Source organism: Paenibacillus sp. J22TS3, assembly GCF_018403205.1.
Taxonomy (GTDB): domain Bacteria; phylum Bacillota; class Bacilli; order Paenibacillales; family Paenibacillaceae; genus Fontibacillus; species Fontibacillus tuaregi.
Window position 1 is genome coordinate 987,519 of record NZ_BOSF01000001.1, and the last position, 15,626, is coordinate 1,003,144.

Genomic DNA, 15,626 nt, shown 5'->3' on the forward strand with positions numbered 1-15,626 from the left:
GTATATAATATAGATTACTAACTAAATGCGAGTGAAAGAAAAGAAGACCCTTAGGTTGCCGCCATCAAGTTCTCAAACTTATTGAATAACTACATAAAACAAGAACGCTTTTTTGCTATCAGTATTGAAGAGAGTAGGTAGTATACGAATGAATTTTTTTTATCTTCCCTCCACATAGAATGTCGATTTGTACTCTATAAATTGTACTAATGAGGCGAACATGGTTTTTGCCGCATTTAAGTTAAACCTTTTAGTTTAATCACAATATTGAGAGAACCTTATCTCCGACTTCAATGTCTTCGATAGGTTTCTCCCCTTCGTTAGTTATAAACTTGATTCAGAGAAAAAAAGAAAGTGGCAACTATTTTAGCTACCACCTTTCAGAGCATATTAGATCAATTCTCTCTCAAATTACTAACGATCTTACTCACTTCTTCTCGCACTAAACTGTACGGATCATTTTCAAGTAACCAAATTGCGTCTTCAAGTAATCCTGATGAAGTTTCATTTAAAATTCTTAAACTCACTAATCTGATCATGTCATCTTCATCTCTTATTTTTTGGAATGCTATCTTTGAGGCCAAATCTGAATCAAGATGTACCAGCGAAAGTAAAGCTCTTCTTTGTACGTATTTATTGGAATCATTTGTTAACAACAGAACATACTTCAACCAACCTTTTTCCCTTTTCCTCCCAATAAGTTCTGCCATTTGCCATCTCGCTCCGGTAAGAGGAAACGAGATACTTGCTTTAATTAAACATTCTGTTTCAGTTGGCCCCAATTCCTCTTCACAAAAATCTAACAATGATTCATTTTCATGATCTAAAGCTAAAACTTCTAAAATAGGCTTCACTAGCATTTCCTTTTTTTGTGAGTTACTTTTTAATATCATGACTGCTTCTTGAGTAAGAGAGATTAAATTATCCCATTCAATGTATAAAGTCTCATCGATAGTTGTACATTGATTGTCATATATATCAGCTTTTATCCCTGACCAGTCCCAAAAATCAGCTAACTTATTTTGTAAGGATGTAATGATTCGCAATAGTTAAGGTCATCTCCTTTAAGGTAAATAGATTGACGGATCAACAGGGTAACCGTGGATGTTGCCTTTACTATCTATGTGTACTCTAATACCCGTTTCCCCGTTTGGACCTATCGGCTTTCCTGTGTCCCAGACTCTAACATTTCCGGTCTTGCTAGTACGAGTTCCTTTTAACCAAGCCTTTTGTGTGAGCTCAACTCCATTTTGTCCCTTTGGCCATGCCGTTTTATTGGAATCAAAATTATTATGCCCCTGTATATGTTTTCCTTGCTTTCCTGCATCTACCGATGGTGCTCTATTTACCACGGATACCTTACCTTGGTTAGGAATAACATCGCAAGGTCCAATATTATGAACCCAAATGCCTAAGTCACTTACAAAATAGGTATGGAACTCCGCAACAGTAAAGTTGTATACCTTGACCTTTTCTTCATGCCTAACAATCTTGATGTTATCAATCTTCAAGGTATTCCCGTTACTCTGCTGTAACTTATCCCCCACCTGCAAGTCAGCCGCTAACACCCAACCTTTACCTTCAACCCAAAACGGATGATTGTCGGTTGTCTCAATGACTTGGTCACCTACCGTAAGTTCATAGATGATTTCCTTATCATTTCGATACAGATGCGTGACTTCCTTGTAAGCCTGTTTACCAGTCTCTTCATCCTTTGAGAGAACCTTATCTCCGACCTCAATGTCTTCGATATTCTTCTCCCCTTCGTCTGTTTTAATCTTAGTGCCGGCAACAAAGCAATTACAACTATTAGTTTTAGTTTTAGATTTAGTTTTAGAGACTACGTTTGCAACAAACTTTTTAAATATTGCAGTTACATTAACACTTACAGCCGTCCAGGTTGTACTTGAAAGCGGCTTTGACATTACATAGTCATAATAATAAACATCTTTAGGAAACATATTCCAAAAATTATATTGGCGATTTCCTTGAGGGTCAGAAGTAAACTTAAGTCCATTATCATATCTATATTCCCCTAAATAACGACCATTAACCAAGTAAGGCATACCTTTAGGGATTTGATAGTCATCCATATAATATTTCTCAGGATCATTACTACTACACTGTCCAGGATGCGCATTTCTCCCATCAGCAGATGTACACCAATGTCCTGTGGGATCGACTGAAATTAATGGATTATTCTCCACATACGTATACAAATTCAAACTCAGGGGATTTGTAACATCACCCTCATACGTATCCTCAGCTATAAACCTTCCCATTCCTGGATCGTACCACCGCGCCCTCAGATACTGAAGTCCGGTAGTCTCATCCCAGTATTCTCCAGAATATCTGAAGATATTGGGAACCGTTTCTTTGGTGTTTTCCGGGTGCCCCCAGACGTCATAGGCATAACTGTTGAGTTCGGTTCCTTTGCTGTCGGTTAGTCCGATTACATCTCCATGGCCGTTGAATTGATAGTACTGCATGGCGCCTGTATTCTTGTCTTTACGGGCCCATAATTGCCCTCCCAAATCATATACATAAACGTATAAGAGTTTAGGTGATCCGTCTGGTTTGACTTCTGCCTCGGCAATTAATTTGGCTTCTTCATCATAATAGTAACGAATGAGCTTATCTTTTTCCTTACGTTCATATAATAGATCATCTCCATTATACCGATAAGAAACTTCTTTCCCTTCTCCTTTTACCCCCGTTAGACGATCCAGGCTGTCGAATGTAAACTCTGCATTCTGCATACCCGCAATTTTCGAGCCTTCTACATTAATTCGATTCCCTTTGTTATCGTAGCTGTAAGTTCTAGTGCTCTCTGTGGTGCTTTCCTTCTGGATACGATTCAACGGATCATAAGCGAAAGAGTCTGTTATTTGGTTCTGAGTACGACTAATAATATTCTTATTATTATCGTATTGATAATTGAACTGCTGCTTTTGATTACCGCCTTGTTCTACAGATACACCAGACAAATCATATCCTTTATAGCTATAAACAATCCCTGTACCACTGACAGTTGTTTGTCTCTTTAGTAATTTGTTTGATCCGTATTCAAACGATATCTTGTCTCCTGGCGTGGCCGCCAATGCGGCAGCTGCTCCACTCTTGCTGGACACTTCAAGATCCTTGACCCTATTTAGCTCGTCCAAATTACCTTGGATCTGTGTTGCAGACCCATTAGGAGACACCAAGGTGTAACCTGTCCGTACTTGCGTGTTATAGCTATATTCAATTTTTGTTCCATCCGGATAGGTTAATGTTGTTAAAGAACCATCCGTTGGATCGTAGGTATATCTTGTTGTGCCTTGGGCATCCTGCATTGTGGTCCGGCGTCCAGAGAAATCATAAGTATAATTTATTGTAGTTTCTGGTGCCTTAATTTGAGTCAAATGATTATCGCTATCGTACTGATATTCTTTGGTTTTTCCAGAGAAATCCACAAACTTGGTAATATTTCCTCGAGTATCATAATAATACTTTCTGGATTGATTGCCTTGATTAATGTGCAGTATTTCCCGGCCTAATTCATCGTACTGCTTATTAATCTCAGACCGGTCTGGAAGCTGAATTTTGGTTAGGTTGCCAGAAAGGCTGTAAGTATACTTCGTAGTCTGCTGCTTGGGATCGGTTACTGATATTGTTCTTCCCAATCCGTCATACCCATAAATAGTTTGCTGGTTCTTCCCGTCCGTAACCGAGATAACATCACCAACCAGATTATATCCCCGTTTCTCTAGAACGGTGTTCGTCTCATTATTAAATTCCTCTATAGACACAGTCTGGCCGAGAAGATCATAGGTCTCCTTCATCTTGTAACCCGATGCATCTGTATTGGTTGTAGTCCGATTAATCAGATCATAGTCAACCAGATCCTTCGAACCATCTGCATAATTAGTTTGAACCAAGCGATCCAAGGAATCGTATTTATAACTGGTCTTGTTACCTTCAGCATCGATATACTCCTCGGTATTGCCTTCGGTATCATAAAAGTACTGAAATACAGCATCATCCTGCACTTCTTGGGCAAGAAACCCTACAGGATTATATTTTTTAATCGTAACCAAACCGCTAGGATCGGTGCTTGTCACTGTGTTCAAATTATCATCATAAACGACTTTTTCGGAAGAACCATCACTGTAGCCGGTTAGAACTATACGTCCTGTTTTATCGTATTGATATGACGTCTTATTCCCTGCTTCGTCAACATCCAAAGAAAGAGCCCCTGTCGGGAAGTACTCGTATTGCCTCGATACCGTTGATGAAGAGTTGTCAATTCCCGTTACCTGAGTAGACTCCTTTGTAACGAGATGATGTCCGTAAGGTGATTCATAGAATTGTCTTGTGGATATCGTCCTGGAATCATCCTTCACCTCAACAACAACCGGGTTTCCATAGCTATCATATTGATAATTAGTCTGGGATAGAAGCTTGTTAACTGAGCCCGTTTCAGAGATTGACGATTGCTTTAATCCTCCAAGCGAATCATAAGCATTCGTTTCGACCCTGAATTGATTGTCGGCAATCTTGGTTTTTACTGTACTAGGCTGATTCCAGAAGTATGGCTCTGCTGATTTTTGGTAGTCATAAGTAGTCTCTTGACCGGTACTTTGCTTCAACGATAGTATAAGCCCGTTCTCATCATATTTGTATTTTCCGGTTACTGGCTCAGAGCTCTTTCCGTTTTGAATATAATAGTCTTCCACTTTTATTGGAATGTTTCTTTTGGATGAATCATAAGTCAGCTTCTCAACTGATGCAGCCTGATCTCCTTCGGTTCGGTATTCATCAAGAAAGTGGATATCTGGCTGTGTTGCACCGTCAAATAATTTTCGAAGCTGGAACGTTTGCTTGGCATGCGGTCCTTCAATGGTTGTAACCCATTTTGCATCCTTCCCGAAACTTGTTAAGTCCTCGTTGGTGTAGTTAAATGATCTCTTATGAACTATAACATCCCCGTTCAAAGCCGCATATGCATCTTGGCGTTTAGTCGTTTTAAATACAAACCGTGTTGCATAGCTGCCGATCGTCTTCAGAGATGGGGCATAATCAAAATCCGTTATTGAAGATGTGGGAGATACAATACGTGTCAGAAGCGCCGAATTGTCCCAGGATTGCTGATCCAATTGACCGACCAAACTGGCTAAAAAGTTAAAGCGCGCTTCAGGTAATCTGTAAAAATATTTGGTATCTTTCCCAAGGGCATCCGTTACTTTCGTCAGAACCGGACGGTCTTCATCCATAACATGCGTATATACCTTAACAAGCTCTGTACCCGTCTGTTTTACGGTTACTTGCGTATCTGTATAAGTGAAAGCAAGCTCGTTCCCATCACTATTTTTCACCTTTGTGAGGACATTTCCAATTCCCTGCTTGGTATAACTGAATTCCACCCGGTTATTATAATCATCCTGAATCAGAATCAAATATCCAGCATCATCAAAATAATAGTTAGGCCCATTTAGAACTGCGAGTTTGTACTTACTTGTTCTTCCATTAACGACTGCGCTTGTGTCATCAGCGAGTTTAAGATTCTTATACTTGTAACCCTGCAAGGTTAGATCAGATAGTATACGATATGTGCCGATTCCCGGAAAATACAGGAATCTGCGGCTGTCACGTGTCATAATGTAAGGCTGATCCCATCTCCATCCTCTGCCTAGCTGCGAATCAGCCTCCTCTCTTCGTGTCCCAGCTTCATTCTTGTAAATATTGCCACTGAGCTTTACAGAAATATCATTATTGGCTTTGGAGCTGTCATATACCCGGTTCAAGGAGAATGGTATTGAACCAGGCAAGGTAAAATCGGTATAACCGACAGTTAGATCTCCTGTGGCTACGGATACCGAATCGCTCCCATAACTCTCCACATATGGAGATAAGGGCTGATCTACAGGCAAGTGGTCAACTGCAGCTTGGTCGTAATCTGCCTGTGCAGCCAGAGAACTAGGGCGGTTTAAGAGCAATGCGGAGCTAGTCTCCAACTTATTTACTTGCACTTGAGGATCATTGGTTTTTGTTCCATTTTTACTAATAATAGTTTTATAGGCACTTAAATCTCCGCCTGATTGATCTAATGCTGTATAAATTTGGTATAACGAATAGCCTTCGGCAAGCTGTTGGTCTAACCATGACTCCTCTTTATGGAACTTCTCCAAAATTCTTGATAGAGTTACAATCTCCTCTTTCCTGTTCCCATTCGAACTTAAAGCTTGCTGTCCATCTGTTGCTGCATTTGCTATTGTCCCTAAACCAGTAAAAGTAATGGATAGGCACAGAATGGTTACTAATATACGTTTTAGCATTTGATCACCTCTGGACTAAAAAGGATATACTTGCTTCGTTTTTTTCTTTAAATTGCCGTTCGCATCGTATTCAAACAGAATAACGTCCCCAGTCGGGAATATCACCTTAGTTAATCTTCCCGCAGGGCTGTAATCATAAGTAGCATTTGGAGTTACTTTCAAGATCGCTGCCGCTAGAAATAACTGTAATGCCTTACCACTCTTCTCTTGGACTTTTACATAATATTTAGTACCAGCTAGTAAATCAGCTTCAATAAAGACAATATCATTGCCATAAACTTTCTCATCACTGTTGCTCACGGTCAGAGCGTTTTGCAGTTTAGGATCACTAAAAATAGTAATTACGGGTTTCTGGTCTGAGTTGTTATTTTCTTTAGCCGCAATACGATATTTTCCCGTTTGAGCTGGCGTAAACAAATAATAGCCGTTTTTGCCAGCATCCTTTGAGACGTTTAGGGGCTGGTTCTCGTATAACTTCTCAAATACAAACTCCGAAGCATCCTCCAATTTAAACACCCGATAAGGACCAGCAAATAAAACTGGGTTGGTCGAGCTTACTTTAACCGTAATTTTACCGCCGGCAGGAACCACATACTCCCCAGTCGAATGAACACCTTCCTTAAATAGGGAGCCATCAGCTTTTATAATCGTGTAATCATAGTATTGATTGTTATTAGTACTGGCATCTGTCTTAAGCTGAGCATCGTAGCTGCTGACATTCGAGAATGTAATAGATTCGCCTGTTTTCAACAGCTTCTTTAGGAATGCAGGTTCTGTGATGGATTCAGCTTCTACGGGTTTGACATATTGTAGGGTTACAGGTTCCGATGATACCGCTGTGACTACGGCCGAACTTCCAGCTGGGATGGAGATGTTACTATCCATATTGAGCCCCATTTTTGTAACTTCTCCTTTTGACGAGTATATTACGTAATCAAATAAGGAAGAGTTGGTGCCACTTTTCTTGGCTAACACTTGATTTTTGGCATCTGGATTCGTAAAGATATAACTCTCGTTTGTTTTTATTGTTTTCTCTAAATAGGAGCTATCCGGTGCCGATGAAGCTAGAAAAGAAGTAAAGACCGCTCCGAACGTGGTTGGATGCAAATAGTTGGCTGTTACCTTAATCGTATATCCGGCAGGGATAATAACGATGTTGAACTTGACTGGGTCCTGAGAGTGGACAGTACCATCTGGCTTTGTGATTACATATGAAAAGTCGTTTATATTCTGAATCGCGTCAGAGTACAAATAATCAACCTTGTCGCTTATATTCTTATAATAATAGGATTGCCCTTGTTTCAAAGTCACTCTGGTCATCGCTGGGTGGTTGGCCTGTTCCACAGTAATTGTTTCTGTGTAGTCAAAAGTAACCGGGTTGTCCGACTGTCCCGTCACAATCAAGAAACCCTGTGCAGGAATTGAGATTGTTCTTACTTTCTCGTTAAACCCTCTATTTTCTACCATTCCTTCGGATGTATACGAAACATAATCATATGCCCCCTCTGTAGCTTGAGCATCATTAACTATGGATATAGTTTTGCTTCCCGTATTTCTGAACACATACGATTCTCCAGATCGGATTAATTGATGGGAAATTGCTTCACCAGGCTTATCACGCCAAGAGAATAGTCTATATGCAACTCCAAAGGTAACTGGGACATCGGTTACGGTTGTAACAACTATTCTGTTTCCCTTAGAAACAAGTGGATTATTGTAAGTATTAGCCTGCTTCCCCTGTTGAGTGCCATCGGGATAATACTCGACCCAATCGAACCGGCTATCCTTCGATGCAGTACTATCGAGTGTCCGTTGATAATCACTTATATTTGTAAATTCATAACTTTCTCCTTTGGAAAGCGTTATTCTGAAAAAAGCCGGTTCGTTGCTTGGTTCAGCTGAGAAGTCATCCGTATAATCAAAAGTAACAGGTGAGCCTGATACAACACTTATTATGGAATATCCGCCAGCAGGCAGATTTGGAGTTATTTTGCTATCAAATCCTTTGGAGTAGTAACTGCCATCCGCCTTATAAACCACATAATCATATAAACTTCCTACCAATCTTGCATTATTATTAACTGGGTTTGTTAGCGACCCGTTGTTACGAAACAAATAGGATTGCCCAGGCGATAGTGTTACCCTGCTTATGGCATCGCCGTTAACAGGACTCCCGGCAAACGAACGGTAAGGTCCCCCAAAGGTGACGGGATTGTCCGTACGCAGAGTAATAACAATACGGTTGCCTGGGGCAAAAGATGGCTTTACAGCAGTATTCGTGCCCCGTGAAAGTTCAGTTCCGTCTGGTTTATAAATTACGTAATCAAACTTATCATTTGGCGTCCCATCGTTTTCAATTGCATCAGGTAATTTACCTATATTTGTAAATTGGTAACTTTCTCCTTTATGCAGTTGCACACTCTCAAAAGCAGGTTCTGCTATTTCTTGCCCAACAGCATTTTTATAATAGGTTCCTATAACAACAGGCAGGTCTGATTTTCCGGTAACTACTATATTTTCTCCTGAGCTAGGAGAGCTTGATAGATTCGAATTCGTTTCAAGTTTTGATGATTTAACACTTCCATCCTTTTTATAAATTGCATAACTAAGCCGCTTTCCGTTACTTGAAGTTGCGTCCGTCATGATACGTAGATCACCTACTCCCGCATTAGAAATCTGGTAGCTCTCACCACGCCCTAATGTTTTCCTTAACAATGCAGGCTCGGCTGAGTAACTATAAGTTACATCAGCAGGAACTTTAAGATTGACTTGAGAATTAAGCGCTGTAATTATTAAAGTGCCACCATTCGCTGGTATAACAGGTGTGAGAGTTGCTGAATCCATATCAATGTATGTGGCTTTTCCATTAGCTGAATATCCTGCATAATCAAACAGAATTCCGTTCTTAACACTTCCATTTGTATATACTGATCTACCCGCTGGAGTTGGATTCACAAATTCAAGACTTTCCCCTGGAGAAATGACCATCTCGATCTTATCAACAGCCTGAGCTTCAATCTGGCTCTGCAAATTGTCAGTTTCCTCTAAAGATGTTGAAGAATCAACAGATGTACCAGGTAAATCGGGATCTGGACTGTTATTCTCCTCGGTAACTGCAGGAATCTGATCATTTTCCACATTTGGGGAAGTATCCATTAGTTCAGCTTGCACTGTGACCCCAGGAAATGACGATAAGACCAAACATAAAATGAGCAAAAAAACACTAAGACACCTTTTAAAATTCATCTTTTCCCCTCCAATGTTATGTAAAGGTATAATTCCCAATATACACCATAAAGGGTAAATCAAAGACTATAAATATGTATATAGCCCTATTTATTCCATAATTCGACTTTTTGTTTTGTTATCAGTACTTTTCAGCATTGTTTTAGCTGCAATAGCTGCTGCTGTCTTACTTGCCACAATGCAAAAAGGGGCTAAAGAACTCGTTGACATTTCACTTTTTTTATTCTATTAGCCTTAAGTTTTAAAATTTACAATCTAATTTTAAATAAAGAAAAACCCGGGATCACCATCCCGGGTAATTCTCAACGCTTCGTTTTATAAAACTCATGATACAGCTTCATCAGCGCCCGCTTCTCAATCCGCGACACATAACTCCGGCTGATGCCAAGCTCCTTGGCAATCTCACGCTGGGTCCGCTCCTCACCGCCTTGATCGAGGCCGAACCTTCCACGAATCACTTCCTGCTCCCGCTCATCTAGAATATCGAGGTTCTGGTAGATCTTGCTCTTCTCCATCTTGAGCTGCACCCGCTCTACCACGTCATCATTCTCCGAACCGAGGATATCGATCAGGGTGATTTCGTTGCCTTCTTTATCCGTTCCAATCGGGTCGTGCAAAGAGACATCTTTCCTTGTCTTCTTCAAGGAACGAAGGTGCATAAGAATCTCGGTTCTAATGTCAGTAGTGATCATGAGTTTTTAGCATTTATCTCATCTATACGTCCTCGAATTAGATCTGATCTAGGTGCTTCTCAATTTTCCTTACCCACTCAGGCAGTACAGCAACTCGATAAATAATACGTTTTTGGTCAGCTTCCATTACGATCTTACCATCGGATTCACTATTATCGATCAGAACTAAATAATCAATGAGATCAAGATGAGCAAGTAAATTTTCTATGGAGGTATGGTGCCGCCTTATGATATCTTCGGATGGAATGTGGTGACCACCGTTTTTCACCCGGGCGGCAACCCTTTGGATATTCAATCGATAATCACCTAATCCAACATAGAACATGACAACCTCAAAGTCGTCTCAATTGAAAAATCCCGTTTGTTACGAATACAATCTCTTACTATCTTAATGGCTTCTTTTCCGGCACTTACTTTGTAACGCTCGGGTTGTTCCGCATCAATCGCGCGAGCCAGTGCGTCTGCATCAATATTTATACTAACGCCAATACGGTCCACAATCAGATTACGAATTGTACTTTTGCCACTGCCATTATTACCAGCGAAAATAAACATTGTTGCAAGTGGGCTATTCATTGTTGAGCTCCGAATCCTCTATACGTTCTATTTCCCCATTGCTATACTCCCTTACCATATGTCCATCGCTGGTCTTATACACAATGTATGTGCCATTCGCTTTTGCATCCAATTTCGCTCGATCACCTGTTAGTTTAATGAACTTATTTAAGTCCTGCATCCGGTTCACACGAATCACCGCCTGAGTATCATTGTATTATTCGGGAAATAGCCCACTAAATATCTATGCCTAAAATTATAACATAAGGACCTTTACACAAACAGCTAAGCTCATGATCGAGCACTTTATGATGCTGAATCGCGGCAGCAATCGCTTCAGTACCATTGATACTGTGTAACCCCACTTGTTAAGAAAAAACGACCATAGACATTTATCTGTCTAAGGTCGCATCATTAACCTTCCTGTCTATCAGCTTCTTGGTATTATGTCATTAAGAACGTAGTCGATGAAATCCATCAATTTTACGAAACTCGGCTAAAGATAAATTAAAGATACTCATCCTGAGATACAATCTTCGCTTCTGGTAGAAGACAAACTGCTATGCCTTCATCTTCATCTTCTTTATCATCGAGAAGCAAGGCATAATTGCCATTACGTTGGAACAATAAGGTACGTGGAATAAATTGCTGAGAGGCATCTCCTTCAGAAAAATCAGTTAGCAGCTTTTCGACCATTTTTAAACGTTCATTCTTATGGTCATCGAAATCAACAATCGCCGCTTCCTGTTCTGCGGTGATACCGTCTTTTTCAAAGTATGCTGCCGCTTTGATGATTACATTATAGTTTTTATTAAAAAGCGAAATCTCCGTTTCAGCTTTCCAACCGACGTTGAAAATAAGCTTACCAAACACCGGATTATTCATTAGGAATCACCTTTACCTTTCTTAGCTTCAGCAATTCCGCCGCTATGCGAAAAATTTGCATGAATTTCATTGGGGACTTTCTGCATCGTTCTCATGTCCTTACATTCGTGCCACGTGTAATTATTGTCTTTGCGCCATTGTGCAACTTCTTCAGGTGTACAACCTTTTTGTTGGGCCAGCGCTAGATCGGCCTTGTCGAAATTATCCGTACGTTCGGTAGAGAACGGTTCAATCTCAACGGTACCTTTGCTAACCTCGCTAAAATCGGGCTCGCCGTCCTTATAAACTATTCCGCCATCAATACCGTATTTGTCGAGCAGCTGCCCCATTGTTAAGCCATCGGGGTTGGAACGGGTTTTTCCTTTCACTTCAGGCGGGACATAATCTTGGTCGGGAATCCATTTGGAATCGCCGCGTTCGCCATCCCAATGACCATTATTACCCTCAATAGGACAGTTCCTAAAATTATCAAACACAGCGCCTAATGGCTTATCATACTCGCTCATCGGTTTTTCGAATGTTTTATTCTCCGTCATCTTGCCGAGCGGACTGTCGGAGAACCGCTTTTGCGATATCTCCGTTATTTCTTTAAACGAAGCAATGCTCATATATTCACCCCGCCGTTTTTCCTAAAACTTTCTTTTATCTCATCGATCCATTGCATATATATCCGTTCACGAACCTCCGATTCCTCTTGCTGTACACTTATATCCTTCATCAAGCACTGGCTTATGGCAAGAGTCACTTCTTCGGAGGCATGGGATACGAATTGATTCACGAGCCCTGCAAGCTTCCTGGTCAGCCCGGAATTGTTAACGGAAGTAGCCACATAGCTTTCGACTTGCGCACGAACACCAAGCAAACCCGTAATGCGGCGGGAAAGCTTAATAAATTCCGAAGGACTCCACAAGGACAATTTACCCTCTAATTGATACTCAATGATTTGCTCCTCGACAAATTCCCTGTTGTGAGAGGATAATTGAAGCATAGTCACCCCACGTTCAATTTCGCTTAAATCAAAGTTCAGGTGTTCACGCACTCTCCCCTGGATGAGTAACGACAGGAGCTGTGTCCAAACCTTCCGGACATCTGTTGCCGAATTATGCGCTTTGGTGTCGTAGCGCTTTTCATCAATATCACATTTATTCACCTTAACTAATACAGGTTCTACCCAATCATTCTGATAAATAGCCGCTACACCACGCTCCAGCTTTGACAGCTCGCCAATCTGCTCTTCATCCAGATTCGCGGCATACCCTACAAGCTCACGGTCGCTTCGTTCCGGCAATCTCAGAATAATTTTGGTGTTCGTGTTGCGAATGACCGACATATCCAATAGCCCAGGCGATTGATCGGCGATAATAAAGCCTTCTCCATACGTTCTCATCTCTGCAATAGAATTGGCAAGCATCTCTACCGATTTACCGAGAAGATTGGAGCTCTCAGCGGACTGCTCTGTTGATGTGCGCTTTAATAAGACATGTGCTTCCTCAAGCACAGTGATATGTTTAAGCGAGCTGTTCGTTTGACCATAGGTCATCCGGTATTCATTGAGCTTCATAACGAGCAGTCCCATGATAAGCGACTTGGTTTCCGTCGATCCGACACGGCTCAAATCTACAATTATGCTCCTATCGAACAACTCGGTATCCGTTAAATCATCGCTTGTGAAAATCAGACCATTTAACCCATTCGTCAGCGATCGGACACGGGTACACAAGGCACCGGAGTAGTCACTCTTACTATCAGACGAGTATTTGGACTCATTAATTACGGTTTCAATCTGCTCTAATAAATCTGCAAAGTTTGGATATATATCACCTTTCGGATTTTCAGAGGCGCTTAAATTCCAGCCCACCGCAGTATAGGATCGTTCCATCGCTTCCTTTAAGATGGCGGGCATTGCGGCATACATCGGCCAGCATACATTAAATAATTCTACAAGTCGATCCAAATGCTCCAAAACATGAATGTCGGCTGGAAACCGGAACGGATTGATCCGGAGCAAATCGCTTTTCTTGGGATTTGTCCCATATACAGATACGTCGGCAAATTGCCCAAAAACGTTTTTGTACTCGCCCTTAGCAGGCTCAATGACTAGGAACGGAATATCGTAGACGTTCCGTAATTGATTGAGTAGTTCGTACACGGTGTTACTTTTGCCGGAACCGGTAGAGCCTGTCACAAACGTATGCATCGTCATGGAATCACGGTCAAGACGCACTTCCGTATTCGTTTCTCTTCCCATCGTGAATACGTTGCCCAGAATAAAGCTGCTCTCGCGATTACTACGCTGATTGTACTTGACCACTTCCAGGCCGAAATCAGCGTGTTCAATGACGGGAAAGCCACATACCGAGTTGCGGGGAAGCCCCATCTGAATCGCAAGCTCGTTACCGCTTACGAGCGATGAGGCTGTCACTGGCAACCTCGTCGAATGTGATTGATAAGCAAAGACGGGATGAATAAAGTTCGTAATGTACTCCCGAAGCATAGGAATCTGCTTTGTATGCTGGCGCCCCCAGAAGTTGATCGCCGATGTTTCAACACCGGACTTCTCGCCTTTCATCAATGCTCGATAGGTGCCTGCCGCCATCTCCGCCGTTTCTTGACTGTCTGACAAGAAATAAGCAGCGCATTCCCACATGCCGAGACTTTCGCATTCATCAATACGTTTTAACTGCAAATCAATCCGCTCAAGCGTGTTAATAAGCGTTTTATTTTGCGTTGTAAGCTGCATGTTATCCGACGTCCCGGATACTAAACCCATGGTTTTGGTGCTATTTTCGCTCGTGCTTTCATTCGTCGTATCCGACTCCCCAAACGACTCCGATGAACTATCGGAGTAGCTTTCGTTCGTGGATGTACCTTTCGTTGTTGACTTGGGATTGATCGCGCTAAGGCCAACATGGCCTGCCATAATCGCTCCTGCTGCAACGAGGCTGGCGCCCCCGGTTAGCGGAGCGGTAACAATGCCTGCTGCGCCAAGCAATGCTGCACCCACCCCTTTCATAACCATAGTGGCGGTATCAGTCTTCGTTTCGGATTCATTTATCGTCGAGCTCGTTGAACGACTGGTGCCGGTTTGGGTCGAGCGGTTTGTCGAATGCGACGTGCCTGTTGTCGTTCCTTGCGAAAAAGCATTTGATACATTTATAGCCGTATTTGTGCCGTAGCTTAGCTGCATATTGGCAAACGGTGAAAGCTGTGTGTACATATTTTCGTAGGCGCGGCGGGTTTCTGCTAACTGAGCGGACGGCGTGCTTTTGGCTAACACAACGGCAGTATAACGCTGACCCTGCATGGCAAGTACAAGCTTGTCGAGTCCTTGAATAAACCGCTCGTTGTCAGTGAATTCCGCATCTTTATTGTTGGCAACACACGAGACCGACGCGATATTTCCCGACGGAATGTTCTCAAGAAAGCTTTCCGCAGCAGAGTCGAGAAGATCGACCGTCTTTACACCGGGGAACTGACCGCGCAACGCATTTCTTAACGTATCTTTGAGCGATTTTGTTGTTCGTTTATCGTCAAGTGCGCGCACGCCCATATAAAAGTCGGTTTTCTCGCCGTTGCTGTCGGCAATAATAAACACACCGCAGTTCAGGTTTTGCACCGCATTGAAAACTGAAGCAAATTTATAGGTTGAATATTCATGATTCTGGTAAACCATTTCCGTTATTTTAAACAGGCGAATATCGCTAATTTGCTTCAGACTATCAGGTAGCGGAATAATGTCAAAGTCAGTCAGCTTAGTTAAATAGTTTTTGAGCACGATGTCATCAACAAGCAAGCTTGCTTCGGTAAGCTGACCTTCAAGCACGTTATAGCTCGGAACATTGCTTTTAGGCGATGGCGGAAGCGTTGGCTCCGACGGTTCGCTCACCGACATAGTCTTCCCGCCGGTCAAATCTACAAAATCACTCATACG

Annotated in this window: 8 protein-coding genes and 1 pseudogene; all 9 read right to left on the minus strand. The window is 41.9% G+C overall.

Going from position 1 to position 15,626, the window contains the following annotated elements:
- Window positions 1–395 precede the first annotated feature (395 nt).
- Window positions 396–1,046, minus strand: a complete 651-nt coding sequence (locus KJS63_RS04565) for a HEAT repeat domain-containing protein (protein ID WP_213618100.1) — start codon at window positions 1,044–1,046, stop codon at window positions 396–398.
- 18 nt (window positions 1,047–1,064) lie between these two features.
- On the minus strand, window positions 1,065–6,317 hold the full coding sequence (locus KJS63_RS04570; protein WP_213618101.1) for a polymorphic toxin-type HINT domain-containing protein: 5,253 nt from the start codon (window positions 6,315–6,317) through the stop codon (window positions 1,065–1,067).
- A 15-nt stretch (window positions 6,318–6,332) separates the two neighbouring features.
- Window positions 6,333–9,563 (minus strand): RHS repeat protein, encoded by a 3,231-nt coding sequence (locus KJS63_RS04575; protein WP_213618102.1) that lies wholly within the window; start codon window positions 9,561–9,563, stop codon window positions 6,333–6,335.
- A 302-nt stretch (window positions 9,564–9,865) separates the two neighbouring features.
- Window positions 9,866–10,240 (minus strand): annotated as a pseudogene (locus tag KJS63_RS04580) (sigma-70 family RNA polymerase sigma factor); the annotation flags it as partial.
- A 52-nt stretch (window positions 10,241–10,292) separates the two neighbouring features.
- Entirely contained in the window at window positions 10,293–10,550 is a 258-nt protein-coding gene (locus KJS63_RS26515) for a hypothetical protein (RefSeq protein ID WP_306432879.1), read from the minus strand.
- A gap of 11 nt (window positions 10,551–10,561) precedes the next feature.
- Window positions 10,562–10,831: a hypothetical protein gene (locus KJS63_RS26520; RefSeq protein WP_306432880.1), complete on the minus strand. Its 270-nt coding sequence runs from the start codon at window positions 10,829–10,831 to the stop codon at window positions 10,562–10,564.
- A 486-nt stretch (window positions 10,832–11,317) separates the two neighbouring features.
- Window positions 11,318–11,695 (minus strand): hypothetical protein, encoded by a 378-nt coding sequence (locus KJS63_RS04590; RefSeq protein WP_047914211.1) that lies wholly within the window; start codon window positions 11,693–11,695, stop codon window positions 11,318–11,320.
- A complete protein-coding gene (locus KJS63_RS04595; protein ID WP_213618103.1) occupies window positions 11,695–12,303 on the minus strand; it encodes an HNH endonuclease in 609 nt (202 codons plus the stop codon). Before KJS63_RS04595 ends, KJS63_RS04590 begins: the two co-directional genes overlap by 1 nt.
- A complete protein-coding gene (locus KJS63_RS04600; RefSeq protein ID WP_213618104.1) occupies window positions 12,300–15,623 on the minus strand; it encodes an ATP-binding protein in 3,324 nt (1,107 codons plus the stop codon). The genes KJS63_RS04595 and KJS63_RS04600 overlap by 4 nt, the downstream gene beginning before the upstream one ends.
- Between the last annotated feature and the right edge of the window lie 3 nt (window positions 15,624–15,626).

Bases quoted from the DNA above. Each gene is read 5' to 3' on its own strand.
- KJS63_RS04575 (WP_213618102.1), bottom strand. From the start codon at position 9,563: ATGAATTTTAAAAGGTGTCTTAGTGTTTTTTTGCTCATTTTATGTTTG.
- KJS63_RS04595 (WP_213618103.1), bottom strand. From the start codon at position 12,303: ATGAGCATTGCTTCGTTTAAAGAAATAACGGAGATATCGCAAAAGCGG.
- KJS63_RS04600 (WP_213618104.1), bottom strand. From the start codon at position 15,623: ATGAGTGATTTTGTAGATTTGACCGGCGGGAAGACTATGTCGGTGAGC.
- KJS63_RS04590 (WP_047914211.1), bottom strand. From the start codon at position 11,695: ATGAATAATCCGGTGTTTGGTAAGCTTATTTTCAACGTCGGTTGGAAA.
- KJS63_RS04570 (WP_213618101.1), bottom strand. From the start codon at position 6,317: ATGCTAAAACGTATATTAGTAACCATTCTGTGCCTATCCATTACTTTT.
- KJS63_RS26520 (WP_306432880.1), bottom strand. From the start codon at position 10,831: ATGAATAGCCCACTTGCAACAATGTTTATTTTCGCTGGTAATAATGGC.